The organism is Actinomadura sp. NPDC048394 (assembly GCF_040651755.1).
Taxonomy (GTDB): Bacteria; Actinomycetota; Actinomycetes; order Streptosporangiales; family Streptosporangiaceae; genus Spirillospora; species Spirillospora montaniterrae.
In genome coordinates this window covers 129630-147818 of record NZ_JBEZJL010000015.1, presented here as the reverse complement: position 1 = coordinate 147818, position 18189 = coordinate 129630, and the positions used below count along the sequence as shown (strand labels likewise).

Below are 18189 nucleotides of genomic sequence, written 5' to 3'. Positions count from 1 at the left end.
CCGCCGGGTCCTAGGACGATCGGACCCGGCGGATTGGGTCCGGCGGCCGACGCGCGCCGGACGGCCCGCCGCCAGCATGAGATCCATGACCACGATCCACGAAGGCGGCGCCGTCCAGGCGGCGGACCGGCGGGCGGGCGGGACCCCGCCGTGGGCCGCGCTGCTCGCCGCGTCCATCGGCCAGTTCCTCGTCGTCCTCGACATCTCCGTCGTCAACGTCGCCCTGCCCGGCATGCGCGCCGGGCTCGGGCTCGGCGCCACGAGCCTGCAATGGGTCGTCAACGCCTACTCGCTGGCGTTCGCCGGTTTCCTGCTGCTGGGCGGGCGCGCCGCCGACCTGTTCGGCCGCAAGCGGGTGTTCATCACCGGCCTCGGGCTGTTCACCGCGGCCAGCCTCGCGGGCGGGCTCGCGCAGGACGCCGGGATGCTCATCGGCGCCCGCGCCGTCCAGGGCCTCGGCGCCGCGATCCTCGCGCCCGTCACGCTGTCGCTGATCACCGGGACGTTCCCGGAGGGGCCGGCGCGGACGAAGGCGATCGCGATGTGGACGGCCGTCGGCACCGCCGGCGGCGCCACCGGCGGGCTCGTCGGCGGGCTGCTCACCGACTACCTCAGCTGGCGCTGGGTGCTGCTGATCAACGTGCCGATCGGCGCCGCCGTCGCGGTGGTCGCGGCGCGGTGGCTGCGCGCGGAGGCCGCGGCCGCCGCCCGGCAGCGCCTCGACGTGCCCGGCGCGGTGCTCGTCACCGGCGGCGTCGGCCTGCTCGCCTTCGGCATCGGGCAGACCGAGCACCACGGCTGGACGTCGGCGGACTCGCTCGTCCCGCTGCTCGCCGGGCTCGTCCTGCTGGCGCTGTTCGTCGCCGTCGAGGCGCGGACGGCGCAGCCGCTCGTCCAGCTGCGGCTGTTCCGGCTGCGCAGCGTCGCGGTCGGCAACCTCGCCACCCTCGTCAGCACGATGGCGGGGTTCGCGCTCTGGTACTTCCTGTCGCTGTACATGCAGAACGTCCTGCACTACAGCGCCGTCCGGACCGGGGTGTCGTTCCTGCCGCACACCGCGGGCATCATCCTCGGCTCGAAGCTCGCGCCGACGCTGATGGCCCGGATGGACGCCCGGCTCCTCGCCGCCGGGGGCGGGCTGATGGCCGCCGCCGGGTTCGCGTGGCAGAGCGCCGTCCTCGACGCGGGCGGGACGTTCGCCGGGTCGATCCTCGGCCCCGGCATCGTGATGGCGACCGGGTTCGGCCTGCTGATGACGCCGCTGGTGGAGGCGTCGACGGCCGGGGCGGACCGGGCGGAGGCGGGCGCCGTCGCGGGCGTCGTCAACACCTCGCGGACGATCGGCGGCGCGATCGGCCTGACGATCCTCGCGACCGCGGCGGCCCGGTCGGGCGCCGACCTCGCGGACGGCTACGCCACCGCGTTCCTGATCGCCGCGGTCATCACGGCGGCGGGCACCGCGCTGGTCGCGTTCCTGCCCCGCACCCGGCGCTGACTCAGGCGGCGCTGACTCAGGCGGCGCTGACTCAGGCAGCGCTGACTCAGGCGGAGGTGCGGGAGGCCGCGGCATGGCGGACGGCCCCGACCGCGACGACCGCCCAGACGGCGAGCGCCGGCCACAGCAGCACGCGGCCGAGGACGTCCAGCCAGTGCAGGCCGGACACCGTCCCGGCCGTCATCGCGGCCGCCGCCGTCATGCCGAGGGGGAACACCGTCGACCAGCGGCGCCCGTCGTAGCCCGTCCGGGGCCGGGCGGCCTCCGCGCAGGCCAGCAGGACGTACCAGGCGAGCGCCGCGGCGAGGATCACGAGCATCAGCGCTTCCAGCGGCGGCGGCGCGGGCGTGCCGGCCGCCGCGGCGAGCTTCGCGCAGGCCAGCGCCGAGATGGACAGCGCGCCCGCGAGCACCCAATGGTCACCCGCCCCGTCCCGCACCTGGCCGAAGTCGAACCGGCTGAGCACGAACAGGTAGAGGACGAGGCCGAGGGCGAGCAGCACGCCCGCCGGCCACACCAGCCAGCGCGCCGGCGGCTGCTTCGCGAGCGTCGACGCCAGCACCACCAGCGACTGCGTCGACACCGTGACCAGGTACGCGGCGCCCGGCAGACGTCGCCGCAGGTGCCGCACCACCCGCGGCAACAGCAGCAGCCACGCGACCGCCATCAGCGCGAGCAGCGCCTCCGCCGCCACCTCGTACCGGAACAGCAGGAGGCCGACGCCGAGCACCCCGCTGCCCGCGACGGTGGTCAGGGAGACCGGCTCGCGCTCCGCCGCGCGCCGCCCCTCCTCGTCACCGCGCAGCCGCAGGAAGAACGTCACCGCCATCACGGCCCACAGCGCCGCCGTGACCGCGAGCAGCACGCGCGTCGCCCACGTGAACCCGGCGAGATCCAGCCCCACCGCGACGATGCCCGTGGCCATGACCATCGTGCCCCACGGCTGCGGACGTCTCGCACTCTCTCCACCGCGCACCGATCACTTGTACCGCCGCCCCCATCGGACGGGCGACCCGGCCCCCGGGCGAAGGGATGCGGTCCCCGTGGACGGGAGGCGGTCACCACGAGCGAGCAGCCTCGCGGACCGCGGCCGCGCGTCCGGCCGATCGCGGTCTCAGGAGGAGGTCGCCAGGACCGGGGGCTCGGCGGCCGTGGACGGGGCGCGGCGCGCGAGGCGGCGGCCGAGCCGCTGCGCGGGCGCCTCGATCCAGCGCTGCGACGCCCAGCCGGCGGCCAGCAGCACGACGACGAAGACGAGCAGGCCCGGCACGTTCACGGGCCCGGACGTGCCGAGGAACTGGGCGGCGACCATCAGCAGCAGCGGATGCAGCAGGTAGATCGAGAAGCTCGCGGTGCCGAGGCCCGTCGCCCAGCGCGGGAACCGGCGGTGCCGCAGCAGCCAGCCCGCCGCGAACGTCGCCGCCGCGGCGAGGACCGTCCCGGCCCAGACGAGCTGGGCGTGCCAGTAGCCGTGCATGTTCCAGACGCCCGCGACGAGCGAGCCGGCCGGCACCAGGACCGCGGCGGCGATGCCGGACCAGGCCGGTATCTGCCCGTGCTCGGCGCGGTACACGGCGGTCCCCGCGAACATCAGCGCCATCATCGCCAGGCCCTGCCAGGCGCCGACCCGGCCGTTCAGCAGCACCAGGACGGCCGCGAGCAGCCCGCCGAGGAGCCCGCCCGCGATCCGCGCCCCCGCGCGTCCCGACACCGCCGCCGCGATCGCCGCCACCAGCGCGGTGAAGCACGCCGCGACGACGACGCCGACGCCGGCCGTCCGGGACAGCAGCCCCGACAGCAGCCAGGTCGGCACCAGCCCGCCCACCACCAGCGCCGCCGCCGTCAGCCCGACGGAGACCGGCGCCGACCGGCGGTGCACGCCGACCACGAACAGCGCCACGACCAGCAGGTAGAAGGCCATCTCGTAGGACAGCGTCCACAGCACGTTCATCGCGTTCGGGACGGCGAGCAGGTCCTGCATCATCGTGACGTGCGCGAGGACCGCCGTCACCGGGTGGTACTGCTCCAGGCCCGCGCGCAGGCCCCGGACGCCCAGCAGGAACGGCAGGATCGCGAGCAGGCACGACACGGCGAGCAGCGGGTAGATGCGGAAGAACCGGCCGATCCAGAACCCGCGCACGCTCTCCCGCCGCTCCAGCGACGCGGGCACGATGTAGCCGCTGACCAGGAAGAACACGAGGACCCCGTAGGTGCCGGGGTCGAACCAGCCCTGCAGCGCGATCCGCACGTCGGGCAGGTACACGTAGCTCGCGTGGTGCAGGGCCACCACCAGTGCCGCCCACCCCCGCAGCACGTCCAGCCATCCGAGGCGCGCCGTTGGGGTGGAAACACCTAATGGCGGGATCATCCCGACAGGCTAGACCTAGTAGGAAGAAACGTCACCAATTTCGTCAACTTCTCCAGGAAACCCCAAGGTTCGCGCGCGGCCGAGGACGCCGAAGGTCGCGTCGCGCCAAGTTCTAGCGCTGCTAGCCGTCCCGGCCGCCGCGATGTCCCCGAATCGTCCAGATACGTTCCATATCGCCAGCAGGGGACGGCGGTTTTGCCTCCCCGGGATGACCTGCATAGATTTGGATGAGCAGCATCATTGACGTGCGCTGCGCCATACTGCTAGAAACAGGGCGCGGCAACATAGGTTACGTATCCACGGACGGGAGAGGCCTGTGAGCGAGGAGTCCCCCCGGCCTCCGGCAGCGGACCGCCAGGCCGAGGCGGCCGCCGAGAACCGCCGGCTGACCAGCCCGGACGCCCGCTACGGCGCCCGCCTGCGGCGGCAGTCCTCGGCGTCGGTGCTGCTGAACGCCGTCATCGAGGCCGACCGCGCCAACCTGGAGCGCACCATGGCCGCGCTCCAGGCCGACGGGACGCTGGAGCAGGCCGCCGGACGGGTCGTCGCGGCCCGGCGCCGGTTCGTCCTCGGCAGCGCCAAGAGCCGCGCGCACGCCACCCTCCTGCATCTGGAGCTGTCGGCCAGCCTCGCCGGCGTCACCCTGATCGACGAGGCCGCCGTCCGGGCCATCGACGTGCTCAGCGACGTGCGGCCGACCGACGTGCTCATCGCGTTCTCGTTCCGCCGGTACGCCCGCCCCACCATCGTCGTGGCGCGCGAGTTCGCCGCCGCCGGCGGGCACGTCGTGGCCATCACCGACGACGCCGGCAGCCCCCTCGCCGCCGCGGCGCACACCACCGTGGTGGTCGGCACCGGCAGCGCGTCGTTCGCCGACTCCCCGACCGCGATCTCCGCCGTCGTGCACGCGCTGGCCACGCTCACCGCGGCCAGCGCGAAGGGCGCGCGGCGGCGGCTGGCCCGGCGCGAGGGGCTCGCCCACGCGCTGGCGATCTACTCCGACGAATGAGGGGCGCGCACCGATGAGACACCCGGCGTACGAGACCGACGACGTCGTCATCACCGGCGGCCAGGTGCTGGACGGCACCGGCGCGCCGGCGCGGCGCGCCGACGTGGTGGTGCGCGAGGGCCGGATCCAGGACGTCGTCCCGCCCGGCAAGACGCACGAGGGCCCGGAGCTGGACGCCACCGGCCTGGTGGTCGCGCCCGGCTTCATCGACCTGCACTCGCACGCGGACTTCACCGTCCAGGAGCACCCGTCCGCCGACACGGCCGTCCACCAGGGCGTGACGACGCTGCTCGGCGGCAACTGCGGGTTCTCGCCGTTCCCGGTCGCCGCGGCGGAGGAGCTGCGCGGCGCCGCCGGGTTCCTGGCGTCCGGCGTCGACTTCCAGTGGACCGACCTCGACGGCTACGCCCGCGCCGTCGACGCGGACCGGCCCGCGATCAACCTGGCGACGCAGGTCGGGCACCAGGCGCTGCGCACCCTCGTGATGGGCCCGGACGAGCGGCCCGCCACCGACGACGAGCTCGCGGCGATGCGGTCGCTGCTGGCGGCCGCCGCCGAGCAGGGCGCGTTCGGCTTCTCCACCGGGCTGATCTACGCGCCCGGGTCGTACGCGCCGCCCGGCGAGGTCGCCGCGCTCGCCGCCGAGGCCGCGCGGCACGGGCTCCTCTACTCCACGCACATGCGCAACGAGAGCAACGAGCTGCTCGCGGCCGTCGACGAGGCGCTGGACGCGGCGCGCCGGTCGGGGGCGCGGCTGGAGATCTCGCACCTGAAGGCGATGGGCCCGGCCAACCACGGGACGGTCCGCGAGGCGCTCGCGAAGATCGAGGCGGCCCGCGCCGAGGGCGTCGACGTCACCGCCGACGTGTACCCCTACACCGCGTCGTCCACGACGCTGACGTCCCGGCTGCCGGGCTGGGCGATGGACGGCGGCGCCGCGCGGCTGCTCGAACGCTTGATGGAACGCTCCACCCGGACGCGCATCGCGACCGAGCTGCGCGCCCGCTTCGGCCGCGACATCGACCCCGCCGGCGTCGTCGTCGCCGAGCTGCCGGACGGCCCCTACTCCCGGTTCACCGGCCGCAGCCTCGCCGACATCGGCGCCGAGACCGGCATGGACCCGGCGGAGGCGGCGCTCGAGCTGCTGGCCGCGCACAACGCGACCGTCTCGATCGTCAACCACGCCATGTCCGCCGACGACGTGTCGGCCGTCCTCGCGCACCCGCTCGTCAGCGTGGCCAGCGACGGCTGGACCCTCGCCCCGTCCGGCGAGGGCCGCCCGCACCCGCGCAGCTTCGGCACGTTCGCCCGCGTCCTCGGCCGCTACGTGCGGGAGGACGGGCTGCTCACGCTGCCCGAGGCCGTCCGGAAGATGACCTCCCTCCCGGCCGCCCGGCTCGGGCTCGCCGACCGCGGCGAGATCCGCGCGGGCCGCGTCGCCGACATCGCGGTGTTCGACGCCGACGCGGTCACCGACACCTCCGACTTCGCAGACCCGTGGCGGCTCGCCACGGGTGTGCGGCACGTGCTCGTGCGCGGCGTTTCCGTGCTGCGCGACGGCACGGCCACCGGCGCGCGTCCCGGACGCGTGCTGCGCCGTGCCGGCTGAGCACGTCGTTTACCGGATCCCCCCGGATCCCCGTTGAACAGGAGCGCTTTTGAGCAGCGCCATCTCGCCCCCCGGACGGCTGGACCGCAGGCAGCTCACCTCGGTGGCCTGCTTCGCGGTCTGCGTCGTCGCGGGCATCGTGCTGGCCGTCGCAGGCGGCAAGGCCGGCATCTGGGGCCTCGTCCCCATCATCATGTACGCGGTGCTGGCCCTGCTCGGCGTGGACGTCGTACTGGCCACCATCGGCGCCGTCATCGTCGCCGCGATCATGACCAGGACCGCGCCCGTCCCCCTCGGCGAGCAGCTCGCCACCTCCATGGGCTCGCTGGTCGCGGTGATCGGCCTGATCATCCTGCTCGGCGCCGGCCTCGGCCACGTCGCGCAGGAGACCGGCGCCGCGCAGACCCTCGTCCGGACGGTGATGGGCCGCATCGGGCTCAGCACCCCCACCCGCGTCCAGCTCGGCGTCATGGTGTCGTCGCTGGTCATCGTGGGCGCGCTCGGCACCCTCGCGGGCGGCAACGCGATCATCGCGCCGATCGTCATCCCGATCGCGGCGCGGATGGGCTGGCGGCCCCCGGCCGTCGCGGCGATGTTCCACGCGGCGGGCGCGGCCGGGCTGATGCTCGGCCCGTTCACCCCGCCGGTCGTGACGATCACCGCCGCGGCGCGGCTGTCGTACGGCGACTACCTGCTGCACGCGGGCCTGCCGGTCGGCGCGATCACCATCGTGACCGGGTTCTTCATGGCCCGCTGGATCCAGAAGCACACCGACCAGGAGTACGCGCCCGAGGACGCCGCGAAGGACGACGACGACGCGGACGCCACGCCGAACAAGCGCGGGCAGTGGGCGGCGCTCGCCTTCATCGGCGTGCTCGTCGCGCTCGCCGTGTACGGCGTGTGGGTCAAGGCCGGATACTCGTACGCGCTGGTCGTCATGGTGGTCACCGCCGCCGCGACCGGCCTGGCCGGCGGCCTCGGCGCGAAGGGCACGGCGGAGGCCGTCTACGCGGGCGCGGCCCGGCTGATCTGGCTGTTCATGCTGTTCTGGCTGCTGGACCCGCTGCTGACCCTGGTGCAGAAGACCGGCGCGTTCGACACGATCTTCGATCACCTCAAGGGCGTCATGCCCGACGTCGGCCCGTACGTGTTCCTGCTGCTGGTGGTCCTGCTCGGGTACGTGCACGCGGTGCCCGGCGCGGCGGTCGCCCAGGTCGTCCTGATCAACAAGCTGTTCGGGCCGCTGGTGACGTCGCTCGGCGTGCCGCCCGCGGCGTGGGCGGTGTCGCTGCTCGGCACCGCGCAGATCGACCAGCTCGGCCCGTACCCGACCGCGGACATGATGGGGCAGATGGGCCTCGCCCGCTCCAGCGATCTGCGGATGATGCTGTTCAACGGCTGGGCCATCATGGTCGCGAACACGGCCGGATTCCTGGTCCTGTTCGCCATCCTGCTCTAGCTCCCGGAGGTCCGGCATGCGCGACGAACTCGACGAACTGGTGCGGCGGGCGTCCCGCCTGGGCGGGACGCTCGGCGTCGTCGCGCACGACCTCGGCTCCGGGGAGCGCGCGGAGGTGAACGCGGAGCGCCACTTCACGTCCGCGTCCGTGATCAAGATCGCGATCATGGCGACGGTGCTGGCGGAGGCCGAGGCCGGCGGCCGGTCCCTCGACAACCGGCTGCCGGCCCCGCCGGATGCCCGCGTCCCGGGCAGCGGCGTCATCAAGGATCTCGCGGACGCGGCGGAGTTCAGCGTCCGCGACCTGGTCACCCTGATGATCATCGTGAGCGACAACACCGCCACGAACCTGCTGATCGACCTGGTCGGGAGGGACGCGGTGAACGCCTGGTGCGCCCGCAAGGGGCTGCACGGCACCGTGCTGGCCCGCGTGATGATGGACGCGGCGGCCCGCGAGCGCGGCGAGGAGAACGTCACGACCCCGGCGGACGTCGCGGCCCTGCTGACCGGCCTGGTCAGGGGCGAGCTGCTGGGCGAGCGGGCCACCGCGTTCGCGCTCGACGTGCTGTCCCGCCAGCAGCTCAACGACCGCCTGCCCCGCCACCTCCCGCCGGGCGTGACGCTGGCGCACAAGACGGGCGAGCTGGCGGCCGTCTGCCACGACGCCGGGATCGTCCTCGCGAAGGGCCGCGAGCCGATCGTCCTCGTGGCCATGACGGAGGGCATCGACAGCGAATCCGAGGCCGCCACCCTGATCGCCGAAACCGGCCGAGCCGTCTACACCGCCCTCCTCTGACCCGGTCAGGTGTGGAAGGTGTCGGTCGCCTGGGCGCGGATCAGGGAGTCGTCGACGTCGTGACCCAGGCCGGGGGCGGCCGGGACGGGGACCATGCCGGCGGTCGCGCGGATGGGCGGCGCCACGATGTCGTGCGCGTAGTACTTGTCGGAGCCGGACACGTCGCTGGGCAGGTCGAAGCCCGGCAGGGACGCGATCGCGACGTTCGCGGCGCGGCCGACGCCGAACTCGTGCATGCCGCCGCACCACACCTTCCAGCCCGCCGCCACGGCGCGGTCGTGCGCGGTGCGGGCCGCCGTGAGGCCGCCCATCCGCGACACCTTGACGTTCAGGATGGACCCGGCGCCGAGCGCGATCGCCGTGTCGAGCTGGTCGAGGTCGTCCACCGACTCGTCCAGGCAGACGGGCGTGCCGATCGTGGCGGCGAGGCGGGCGTGCGCGGCGAGGGCGCCCGGCGCGAACGGCTGCTCGATGAGCAGCAGGCCGAGGTCGTCCAGCTCGCGCATGGTGGCGAGCGCTTCGAGCGTCTCGGGGTAGACGCCGTTGGCGTCGACCTGCACGGCGAGGTCCGGGTGGGCCTCCCGGACGGCCCGGGTCGGCGCGACGTCCCAGCCGGGCGCGATCTTCAGCTTGATGCGCCGGTAGCCGTCCGCGACGTGCCGCTCCACCTGCGCGAGCAGGTCGCCGACGGTCGGCTCGATGCCGAGGCTGACGCCGGCGGCGATGCGCTGCCGGGTGCCGCCGAGCGCGGCGGCGAGCGGGGTGCCGGACGCCCGCGTCCACAGGTCCCAGCAGGCGATGTCGAGCCCGGCCTTGGCGAAGTGGTGGCCGCGGATCCGCGCCCAGGCGCGGCCCGCCTCGGACGGGTGGTCCCATTCGGTGCCGACGAGCGCGGGCGCGAGGTAGCGGCGCAGCATCATCCAGCAGGTGTCGACGGTCTCCGGGCAGTAGTACGGATCGCTCGGCGAGGCGATCTCGCCCCAGCCGGACGCGCCGCCCGCATCGGTCACCCGGACGACGATGTGCTCCAGGTGCGACTTGCGGTGCGAGCTGGTCTGGAAGGTGTGGACGAGCGGCAGGCTCAGCCGGAACGCCTCGACGGCGGCGACGGCGGGCATCAGTGCTTCTCCTGCGGGTCGGGGACGAACCGGTAGACGGCGGTGTCGAGGGCGGCGGAGACCTCGCACGACACCGCGGCGTAGCCGTCGGCGACGAGGCGGCCCATGGTGCCGGCGACGCGTTCGCGGAGCGCGACGGAGGCGTCCCGGTCGGCGGCGACGTGCGCCTCCCAGTCGCTGGGCAGGCCGAACAGGACGGCGTCGCCGTCGCGGACGGTCTCGCCCCAGGCGACGGGCGGCGGCTTCGGCGCCCGGTCGCGGCCGGACGGGAGGGGGGCGGTCAGGTCCCATTCGACGATGAGCCGGTCGGTGCGCATGCCGCGGTCCCGGCCGACGTCCTCGACGCCGAGCAGGTTCGGCTCGAACCAGCGCGCGGCGGCGCCGAGGACGTCGAGGTTGAAGTGCGCGTTGCGGGTGCGGACGGGGTCGAACGACCAGCGCATCGCGGTGACGCCGGTGGCGAGCACCTGCTCGCGCTGCCCGAGCTTGAGGGCGCGGCCGACGCCGCGGCCCTGCTGGTCGTCGCGGACGGCGGCCATCTGCGAGTAGTGGTAGACGCGCCCGGCGGGGTCGACGCCGCCGAAGCCGTAGGCGAACCCGACGAGGTCGCCGCCGTCGAACGCGCCGACGACCGAGCCGCCGTTGTGCGTGAGGGAGATGAGCAGGCGGGGGCTGACCGCGGGGTCGGTCTCGCCGAGCCGGAAGACCTCGCGGTAGAGGGCGACCGCGGCGCGCATCTCCGCGGGCCCGGACAGGGGCCGCACGTGCACGGCCGGGGATCTCACAGGCATCGCATCGCTATCCGTCAGCACATGTCCTGACCTAGATATGTTGTAGATCTATGTCATCGTTGTAGCATCATGCCTTGTCAGCGTCAAATATCGCCAAGATCGTGACGGTTATACGATTCGTATGTTCGTCAACGATCTCCCGGGACCTGGAGGGACATGACCGCGCCCGACCCCGCCGTACTCGACCCCGGCGACGCCGCCCGCATCACCGAGGCCGCCGCCGCCCTGCTGGAGCCTGCCCGCGCGCGCCTGCGCGAATACGCCCTCGCCGAGTCGCCCAGCGGCGACGCGGCGGCCCTGGCCCGCTGCGCCGGCCTGGTCGAGGCCGGGCAGGCCGCCGCGGGCGGGCGGGTGCGGCGGGTGCCGTCCCCGAGCGGCGACCACCTGGTCACCTCCTGGGGGCCGGACGGCCCCGGGCACCTCCTCGTCGTCGGCCACTACGACACCGTCTGGCCGGTCGGCCGCCTCGACGGCATGCCCTACACCGACGACGGCACGACCATCGCCGGCCCCGGCGTCTTCGACATGAAGGGCGGCCTCGTCGCGCTGGAGACGGCCTTCCAGGCCCTCGACGCCGCCGGGGTCGCCGTGCCCGCGCCCGTCCGCGCGGTCGTCGTCGCCGACGAGGAGGTCGGCAGCCCCACCGGCCGCGACCTGGTCGAAGCCGAGATGGAGGGCGCTGCGGCGGTCATCGGGCTGGAGTCGCCGCATCCCGACGGCGCGCTGAAGTCCGCGCGGCGCGGCAGCACCCGGGTGGCGCTGCGCGTCCGGGGCCGCGAGGCGCACGCCGCGCTCGAGCCGGGCCGTGGCGTGTCGGCGATCGACGAGCTGCTCGACCAGCTCGCCGCCGTCCGCGCCGCCGTCCCGGACGACGGCACGACCCTGTGCAACATCGGCCGGATCGAGGGCGGCCGCCGCGCCAACGTGATCGCCGGGGACGCTTGGGCGGAGATCGGCCTCCGCTTTACCGACGCCGGAGCCGAGCGCCGGATGCTGGACGCGCTCCGCGGCGCCCGCCCGGTCCGGGACGGCGCGACGGTCGAGGCCGAGGTGCTGACGTCCCGGCCGACCTGGCAGGAGGACCCCGCGAACCCGCTGCTGGCGCACCTGGCGCAGGTGGGCGCCGCGCTCGGCCAGACCGTCCGGGGCCGTCCGGCGGCGGGCGCGGGCGACGCGAACCTGCCCGGCTCGCGCGGCCTGCCGACCCTCGACGGCCTCGGCCCGCGCGGGCGCGGCGCGCACGCCGCCGACGAGCACATCCACGCCGCCGACCTGTCCCGCTGCGCCGCGCTCCTCGCCGCCCTCTTCGCCGTCCCGTACCGGCCCTGAGCCCCGAACCACCCGAAACCGGGTCGACGGGACAAGGGCGGGGCGAGCAGAATCACCGGCGTGAAGGTTCGGCTCGCGGGCGGCGTGGTGGCGGCGGACCTGGCCGTGTGGACGGCCCGGCCGTCCGGCCCGGAGCGCGTTACCGGCGGCTCGTCCGCGCAGCCCGGCGCGGCCGTCGCGCTGGGCCCCGCCGATGCCGCCGATGAGGACGTCCGGCACGCGCTCGCGGAGCTGTCCGCGCTGGTCGAGGCGGGCGGGGTGGCCGCCGCCGGCGCGGGCGTCGACCTCGGCGCCGGGTTCCGGTCCGCCCGGCTGGACGGGGCGCGCGGCGACCAGCGCGACGCGGTCCTCGCCGCGCTGCGGGCGCTCGGCCTGGAGAACGCGGGACGGCTCGGGGACCGGGCCGGGTTCCTCGTCGCGCTGTTCGGTCCGGCGGTCACCAAGCGGGTCGGCGCGGCGGCGGCGAAGGCGGCCGCCGACGGCCGGTGGGCCGCGCTGCATCTGGCGTCCGCCGCGAGCGACGTCCTCGGACCCGAGCAGCTGGAGCGCGTCCTCGCCCTGGACGGCCCCGACAACGCCGTCCCCGGCGCGCCGTCCGTGCTCGCCGGATACCTGCGGCAGGCGTTCGACGGGGTGCCGCGCCCGCGCAGGCTCGACCTGCTCCTCGACCTGTGGGCGCTGGTCCTCGCCGGCCGCGACCGGTCCGGCCGCCGCGCCCGCCGCATGGCCACGCAGGGCCGCCGCGACCGCCTCTCCGACCTGCGCGAACGCCGCTCCCGCTGCGAGGACGAGCTGGTCGCCGGGTGGCTGAGGGGCGCGCTCGGCCGCGAGCCCACGCTCGCCGACGCGGCGCGGTGGACGCCGCCCGACGGCTACTGGCGCGACCAGCTCGCCCGGACGTTCCACGACGCGATCGCCGCCACCGCCCTGCTGCGCACGGCCGTCGCGGTCGCCGACCACGGCTACGAGGAGGGCCTGGCGCGCTCGGCCGCGCTTCTCGGCGCCGTCGTCCAGCAGTGCCCCGGGTGGGCCGGCGGGCGCGGCCGCAACGGCGGGCTGCCCGCGAGGCCCACCGTCCACGTGGGCGAGATCCACGGCAGGCTGTCCGCCGGGAAGCCGGTCGACGCCCGGCTGATCGGCTACGTGAAGCCGCGGCTGACCCGCGCCAGGGAGTTCGCCCTCCTCGTCATCGAGACCGTCGAGACGGTGATGGACCGGATGGTCGCGCACCGCGGCGACGTGCTGCGCGAGTGGGGCGCGGGCGACCTGCGCGACTGGCGCGCCGCCGCCGGGTACAGCGACGTGCGGCCGCCCGAGCGATGGGACGGCATCCCGCCGTGGACCGGCCCGCTCCTCGGCGACCGCGAACCGCTGCGCGACCGCGAGGAGCTCCTCGGCGACCTGCTCTGGTACGTCGACCTGATCGACGCGCTCGCCCAGCTGCACGGGCACGACGCGGCGCGCTCGGTGGACGGCACCGGCGCCCCCTGGTTCGACCACGACCCGCCGCCCGCGGACCCCGAACCGCTCACACCGCGGCTCGACTCGGTGACGCTCGCCGTGTCCGGCGCCGCGCAGCTCGTCGCGCTCGGCGGCGTCCCGCCGAAGGGCGCGCGCGGCTGGACCGCGTTCACCGCGGGGCTGAGCACAGGGACGGCGATCGCCGAAGCGCTGACCGGCGAGTTCGCGGTGCCGCCCCCGGTCGCCGCCGCCGACGGTGCGGCGGTGCCCGGCGCGAAGGTCCGCGTGAAGGTGGCCCGCAGCGCACGCGACCTCGCCGGATGGTCGGACTACATGGGCAACTGCATCGCCGGGCCGGTGTACATCGAGGACGCCCGCGCGGGACGCGTCGCGCTGCTCGGCCTCTACGACGACAAGGGCGTGCTCGTCGTCAACGCGGAGGTGAGCCCGCTGCGGCCGCAGTCGCGCGGCTGGCGGGTCTCGGAGATCGCGGCGCGGTTCAACGAGGCGCCCGGCGAGGAGCTGGAGCGTGCGTTCCGCGCGTGGGTGGACGCGCTTCCCGGCATCAGGCCGCCGGAGGAGCCGGTGCCGGACGAGCTCCCGCCCGCGCGGCCGGCGCGGCGGCGCGCGGCACCGCGCCTGGTCGAGGACGTGGGCCCGGCCCTCGGCGACCTCGCCCGGACGGCGTGGGACGCGTCCGGCGCCGCGGCCCTGGAGGTGTTCGCCGCGATCGCCGCGACCCCGCCGGACGGGGCGCTCACCCGGCTGCGCCGGCTCGGGTCCGCGCAGCTCACCGCGGCCGTCCGCCGCACGCTCGACACCAGGGCCGTCCCGCTCGTCCGGCTGTGGGACGCGACGGGGACGCGGCCGCTCGCCGAGGCGCTCGGCGGCCTCGACCCGGCGCTGCGCGACCGCTACGACCAGCTGCCCCTGCTGCTCGGCGAGCCGCCGCTGCCGAAGACGCTGCGCAGGCTCGTCAAGCTGCCCGCGATCGCCGACCCGTACGCGCTCGACCTCGCCGGGCGGCGGGTCCGCGCCGCCCTCGGGCGGCTCGCCGTGCAGGACGACCCGGCCGTCGCCCGCGCGGTCGCGCACCGGACGACCGCGCCGCCGCTGTGCGCGCTCGCCGTCCTGGTCACCTGCGCCGCGCCGGAGATCCCGCTCGCGACCGTCGTCCCGCCGCGCAAGATCCGCGTGCCCGGCTACCCCGCGACCACCCTCAAGGACGAGGATGGCCCGTGGCAGCGCGCGCTTCCCGACGCCGCCGAACTCGGCGCCGACACCGGGTCCTTCTGGGACGCGGCGGCCGGGCACGGGCTGCGCGTCCCCGCCTCGTGGCTCGGCGCGGGCGGCTGGACGGCCCTGTGGGCCCGCGCCCACGCGCACCACTGACGGCCGCCCCGGGAACCGCGGGCCCGCCGGTCCCCGGGACGGCCGTCCGTGACCTCCTACTTCTCGGCTTCGGCCGCCTCGATGTCGGCCTTCGCGGCGCGCGGGCTCCAGCGTCCGGCGAGCGGGAGCATCAGCGCGAAGAACAGCAGCTGCGCGGCGATGCACACCCACCACCAGTGCTGCCACTGGTGCGGGGCGTCCGCCGCCGCCTGCTTGATGTCGGCGAGCTGGTGCATCAGGCCCGCCGACGGCGCGTGCCCGGACTGCTGCGCGGCCTTCGCCTCCGCGAGCTTCTCCGGGGCGCTGACCAGGGTGTTCGCGCTGCTCACGACGTACTGCAGCGCGAACACGGACCCGGCGACCGCGATCCGGGTCGTCCAGCCCCAGACGGCGAGGCCGTGCGCCATCAGCGCCGGGTTGCGCCGCTCGATCGTCTCGGTGAACGCGGCCATCCATGGCGCGTACGCGATGGCGAGGCCGACCGCGAGGAGGCTGACGATGGTCGCGAGCGCCGCGAAGCTCGTGTGCGGATGGGTGGCGCGGGTCAGGAACACGTACGTCATGACCACCGCGAGGACGGTGCCGCCGGCCATGAACGGCTTGCGCACCCGCATCCGGTCGGACACGACGCCCACGACCACCAGCGCGATCGCGTCCATCGCCCAGTACCAGGTGTTGATGCCGTTGGCGCGGGACGTGGAGAACCCGAACGTGGTGGTCAGGTAGATGGTGAAGAATCCGACCGCCGTGTAGTAGATGATCAGGAAGATGGAGATCCCGGCGGCCGGGGCGAGGATGTCGGGCTTCAGCATCTGCGCCCACGGCCGGCCGAGGTCGGCGCTCGCCTCGGCCTGCGCCGCGCGCGCCTCCACCTTCGCGCGGTCCTCGGCGCTGACCATGACCTGGCCGCGCAGGCCGGGGTTCAGCTCCCGCAGGCCGCCGAGCGCGATGGCGAACACGACGAGCCCGAAGGCGCCCATGATGTAGTACTGGCTGGCCCAGCTGTCGTCGAGCCGCTCCAGCGTCCGGTTCGCGACGAAGCTGACGATGAGGCTCGCGACGACCGGGCCGAGCGTCCAGAAGCCCATCGCGGACGCGCGGCCGAGCTGCGGCGAGAAGTCCCGGACCAGCGCGGGCGTGGCCACCAGGATCACGCCCTCGACCATCCCGATGACGGTGAGCAGGACGACGAACGCCCACTTGTTCGGCATCGAGGGGACGAGCAGCGTCAGCACGCCCGTGACGCCGAGCCCGTAGGCGACCAGGTTGGCGCGGCCCCACTTGTCGCAGAGCCCCGCGGCGAGCGCACCGAACGCACCGACCAGGCCCCCGATGACCAGCGCGTTGACGTAGAAGAGGAACGACATCTCGAAGTGGGCGAGCACCAGCGGCGCCACGCCGCCGGTCACGTACTGCTCGCAGTACAGGACGATCGTGGCGAGGACGACCACCGCGAGGTACCACACGCGGGGTCCGGTTTCGGGGTAGTGGTCGAGGTCGCGCTTCCAGAGGCGGTCGATCGCGGCTCTGGGCTCGGGGGCGGCCGGGTGATCGAGGGTGGTCATGGCACCTCTTTCCGGTTGTCCCGGCGGGGGGCTTTCGGGCCCGGTGGTTCTTGAAGCGAACTCTAGGTTCGGGTCCTTAAATTTTCCAGAGCTAAGTTCTAGAATCTCGATCTAGAACTATTTCGAGGAGGGCGATGTCCACCGCCTCCAGGCCCGCCGCCGAGCCCGCGCCGGCCGCGCCGGCCGCACCGACCGCACCGGCCGCGCCGGCCAGGCCCGCACCGTCCAAGGCCGTCCCGCGGCCGACCCCCGACACCCGGCCGTTCTGGGACGGCGCCGCCGCCGGTGAGCTGCGCATCCAGCGCTGTGACGGCTGCGGCCGGCACTTCTTCTATCCGCGTCCCGCGTGCCCGCACTGCGGCTCCGGCGACGTCGCCTGGGTGACCGCCACCGGGCGCGCCACCCTGCACTCGTACGTGATCAACCATCGTCCGGCGCCCGGCTTCGAGGACGAGGCGCCCTACGTGATCGCCATCGTGGAACTCGAGGAGGGCGTCCGGATGATGAGCAACCTCGTCGGCGTCTCCGCCGACCCCGAGCACCTGCCCCTCGACCTGCCGCTCCGCGTCGTCTTCGAGCCGCGCGGCGACGTGCGCCTGCCGCTCTTCACCCCCGCGGAGGCCCGGTGAACATCGTCATCGCGGGCGCGGCCGAGACCGACGAGATCGGCCGGCTGCCCGGCCACTCCACCCGGCAGCTGCACCTCGAGGCCGCGCGCAACGCCCTCGCCGACGCCGGCCTCACCAAGGACGACATCGACGGCGTCGCCACCGTCGGCACCCCCGGCCCGGTCGAGATCGCGCACTCGCTCGGCATCGAGCCCGCCTGGCTGGACGGCACGCAGGTCGGGGGCTCGTCGTTCCTGTTCCACGTCCGGCACGCCGCCGCCGCGATCCGCGCCGGGATGTGCCGCACCGTCCTTATCACGCACGGCGAATCGGGCCGCTCCCGCGTCGGCGCGCCCCGCTACGCCCGCACCCCCGACTCGCTGAGCGGCCAGTTCGAGGCACCGTACGGCGTGTTCGGCCCGACGAGCGCGTTCACCCTCACCGCGCTGCGGTACATGAAGGAGACCGGCCTCACGCACGAGCAGCTCGCCGAGGTCCCGGTCGCGCAGCGCCGCTGGGCGAACCTCAACCCGCGCGCGATGTACCGCGACCTCATCACCGTCGAGGACGTCCTCGCGTCCCGGATGGTCGCCTACCCGTTCCACCTGCTGGAGTGCTGCCTCGTCACCGACGGCGGCGGCGCGCTCGTCGTCACGTCCGAGGACCGCGCCCGCGCGCTCGGCACCCGCCGCCCGCTCGTCCACCTGCTCGGGGCGGGGGAGTCCGCCGAGTCGCCGATCATCTCGCAGATGGCCGACCTGACCAGCTCGGCGGGGTTCCGGCGGGCGTCCCGCGCCGCGTTCGCGGAGGCGGGGATCGGGCACGGCGACGTCGACCACGTGATGATCTACGACGCGTTCGCGCACCTGCCGATCTACGGGCTGGAGGACATGGGCTTCGTCGGGCGCGGCGAGGCGGGCGCGTTCATCGCCGAGGGCCACACCTCGCCCGGCGGGCGGCTCCCGCTGAACACCAACGGCGGCGGCCTGTCCTACACCCACACCGGCATGTACGGGATGTTCGCGATCCAGGAGGCCGTCCGCCAGCTCCGCAAGGAGGCCGCCGCGCAGGTTCCGGACGCGGAGGTCAGCGTGGTGCTCGGCAACGGCGGCATGTTCATGTCCGCCGCCGTTCTTGTCCTGGCTTCGCATCGCTGAGCCGCGGCGTGCCGTCCCTCGGCCGGCCGTCA

At 74.8% G+C, this 18189-nt stretch carries 14 protein-coding genes; 9 read left to right on the top strand and 5 right to left on the bottom strand.

Annotated elements, in window-relative coordinates:
* The first annotated feature begins 85 nt into the window (after positions 1 to 85).
* Entirely contained in the window at positions 86 to 1495 is a 1410-nt protein-coding gene (locus AB0C78_RS13240; RefSeq protein ID WP_360746342.1) for an MFS transporter, read from the top strand.
* Between the two features lie 46 nt (positions 1496 to 1541).
* On the opposite strand, the gene AB0C78_RS13235 is transcribed toward AB0C78_RS13240, so the two are convergent.
* The gene (locus AB0C78_RS13235) at positions 1542 to 2426 is read right to left on the bottom strand and encodes a hypothetical protein (protein WP_360746340.1); all 885 of its coding nucleotides are present in this window, start codon (positions 2424 to 2426) and stop codon (positions 1542 to 1544) included.
* A gap of 183 nt (positions 2427 to 2609) precedes the next feature.
* A complete protein-coding gene (locus tag AB0C78_RS13230; RefSeq protein WP_360746337.1) occupies positions 2610 to 3863 on the bottom strand; it encodes an acyltransferase in 1254 nt (417 codons plus the stop codon).
* A gap of 316 nt (positions 3864 to 4179) precedes the next feature.
* Between AB0C78_RS13230 and AB0C78_RS13225 the strand changes: the two genes are divergently transcribed.
* Genes AB0C78_RS13225 through AB0C78_RS13210 form a run of 4 tightly spaced genes read left to right on the top strand, consistent with a single transcriptional unit; the run spans position 4180 to position 8736 of the window.
* A complete protein-coding gene (locus AB0C78_RS13225; RefSeq protein ID WP_360746334.1) occupies positions 4180 to 4872 on the top strand; it encodes an SIS domain-containing protein in 693 nt (230 codons plus the stop codon).
* Between the two features lie 13 nt (positions 4873 to 4885).
* Entirely contained in the window at positions 4886 to 6481 is a 1596-nt protein-coding gene (locus AB0C78_RS13220; RefSeq protein ID WP_360746331.1) for a D-aminoacylase, read from the top strand.
* A gap of 49 nt (positions 6482 to 6530) precedes the next feature.
* Positions 6531 to 7940 (top strand): SLC13 family permease, encoded by a 1410-nt coding sequence (locus AB0C78_RS13215; protein WP_360746328.1) that lies wholly within the window; start codon positions 6531 to 6533, stop codon positions 7938 to 7940.
* Positions 7941 to 7956: 16 nt separating this feature from the next.
* On the top strand, positions 7957 to 8736 hold the full coding sequence (locus AB0C78_RS13210; protein ID WP_360746325.1) for a serine hydrolase: 780 nt from the start codon (positions 7957 to 7959) through the stop codon (positions 8734 to 8736).
* A gap of 5 nt (positions 8737 to 8741) precedes the next feature.
* Here AB0C78_RS13210 and menC read toward each other — a convergent pair whose 3' ends face one another.
* Entirely contained in the window at positions 8742 to 9854 is a 1113-nt protein-coding gene (menC, locus tag AB0C78_RS13205; RefSeq protein ID WP_360746322.1) for an o-succinylbenzoate synthase, read from the bottom strand.
* Positions 9854 to 10645 (bottom strand): hypothetical protein, encoded by a 792-nt coding sequence (locus AB0C78_RS13200; RefSeq protein ID WP_360746319.1) that lies wholly within the window; start codon positions 10643 to 10645, stop codon positions 9854 to 9856. Before AB0C78_RS13200 ends, menC begins: the two co-directional genes overlap by 1 nt.
* 156 nt (positions 10646 to 10801) lie before the next feature.
* Here AB0C78_RS13200 and AB0C78_RS13195 point away from each other — a divergent pair, with 156 nt between their 5' ends.
* Positions 10802 to 11974: a M20/M25/M40 family metallo-hydrolase gene (locus AB0C78_RS13195; RefSeq protein WP_360746316.1), complete on the top strand. Its 1173-nt coding sequence runs from the start codon at positions 10802 to 10804 to the stop codon at positions 11972 to 11974.
* A gap of 60 nt (positions 11975 to 12034) precedes the next feature.
* The gene (locus AB0C78_RS13190; RefSeq protein ID WP_360746313.1) at positions 12035 to 14827 is read left to right on the top strand and encodes a hypothetical protein; all 2793 of its coding nucleotides are present in this window, start codon (positions 12035 to 12037) and stop codon (positions 14825 to 14827) included.
* A gap of 56 nt (positions 14828 to 14883) precedes the next feature.
* Here the strand turns inward: AB0C78_RS13190 and AB0C78_RS13185 are convergent, their stop codons facing one another.
* Positions 14884 to 16392 carry an MFS transporter gene (locus tag AB0C78_RS13185; protein WP_360746310.1) on the bottom strand — a complete coding sequence of 503 codons (1509 nt, stop codon included), beginning with the start codon at positions 16390 to 16392 and terminating at the stop codon, positions 14884 to 14886.
* 134 nt (positions 16393 to 16526) lie between these two features.
* Between AB0C78_RS13185 and AB0C78_RS13180 the strand changes: the two genes are divergently transcribed.
* On the top strand, positions 16527 to 17021 hold the full coding sequence (locus AB0C78_RS13180) for a Zn-ribbon domain-containing OB-fold protein (RefSeq protein ID WP_360746307.1): 495 nt from the start codon (positions 16527 to 16529) through the stop codon (positions 17019 to 17021).
* On the top strand, positions 17018 to 18157 hold the full coding sequence (locus AB0C78_RS13175) for a thiolase (RefSeq protein WP_360746304.1): 1140 nt from the start codon (positions 17018 to 17020) through the stop codon (positions 18155 to 18157). Before AB0C78_RS13180 ends, AB0C78_RS13175 begins: the two co-directional genes overlap by 4 nt.
* The last annotated feature ends 32 nt before the right edge of the window (positions 18158 to 18189 follow it).

Excerpts from the sequence above, each read along its gene's own strand:
- AB0C78_RS13240 (WP_360746342.1), top strand. The coding sequence starts at position 86 with ATGACCACGATCCACGAAGGCGGCGCCGTCCAGGCGGCGGACCGGCGG.
- AB0C78_RS13235 (WP_360746340.1), bottom strand. The coding sequence starts at position 2,426 with ATGGTCATGGCCACGGGCATCGTCGCGGTGGGGCTGGATCTCGCCGGG.
- AB0C78_RS13230 (WP_360746337.1), bottom strand. The coding sequence starts at position 3,863 with ATGATCCCGCCATTAGGTGTTTCCACCCCAACGGCGCGCCTCGGATGG.
- AB0C78_RS13220 (WP_360746331.1), top strand. The coding sequence starts at position 4,886 with ATGAGACACCCGGCGTACGAGACCGACGACGTCGTCATCACCGGCGGC.
- AB0C78_RS13210 (WP_360746325.1), top strand. The coding sequence starts at position 7,957 with ATGCGCGACGAACTCGACGAACTGGTGCGGCGGGCGTCCCGCCTGGGC.
- menC (WP_360746322.1), bottom strand. The coding sequence starts at position 9,854 with ATGCCCGCCGTCGCCGCCGTCGAGGCGTTCCGGCTGAGCCTGCCGCTC.
- AB0C78_RS13200 (WP_360746319.1), bottom strand. The coding sequence starts at position 10,645 with ATGCCTGTGAGATCCCCGGCCGTGCACGTGCGGCCCCTGTCCGGGCCC.
- AB0C78_RS13195 (WP_360746316.1), top strand. The coding sequence starts at position 10,802 with ATGACCGCGCCCGACCCCGCCGTACTCGACCCCGGCGACGCCGCCCGC.
- AB0C78_RS13185 (WP_360746310.1), bottom strand. The coding sequence starts at position 16,392 with ATGACCACCCTCGATCACCCGGCCGCCCCCGAGCCCAGAGCCGCGATC.
- AB0C78_RS13180 (WP_360746307.1), top strand. The coding sequence starts at position 16,527 with ATGTCCACCGCCTCCAGGCCCGCCGCCGAGCCCGCGCCGGCCGCGCCG.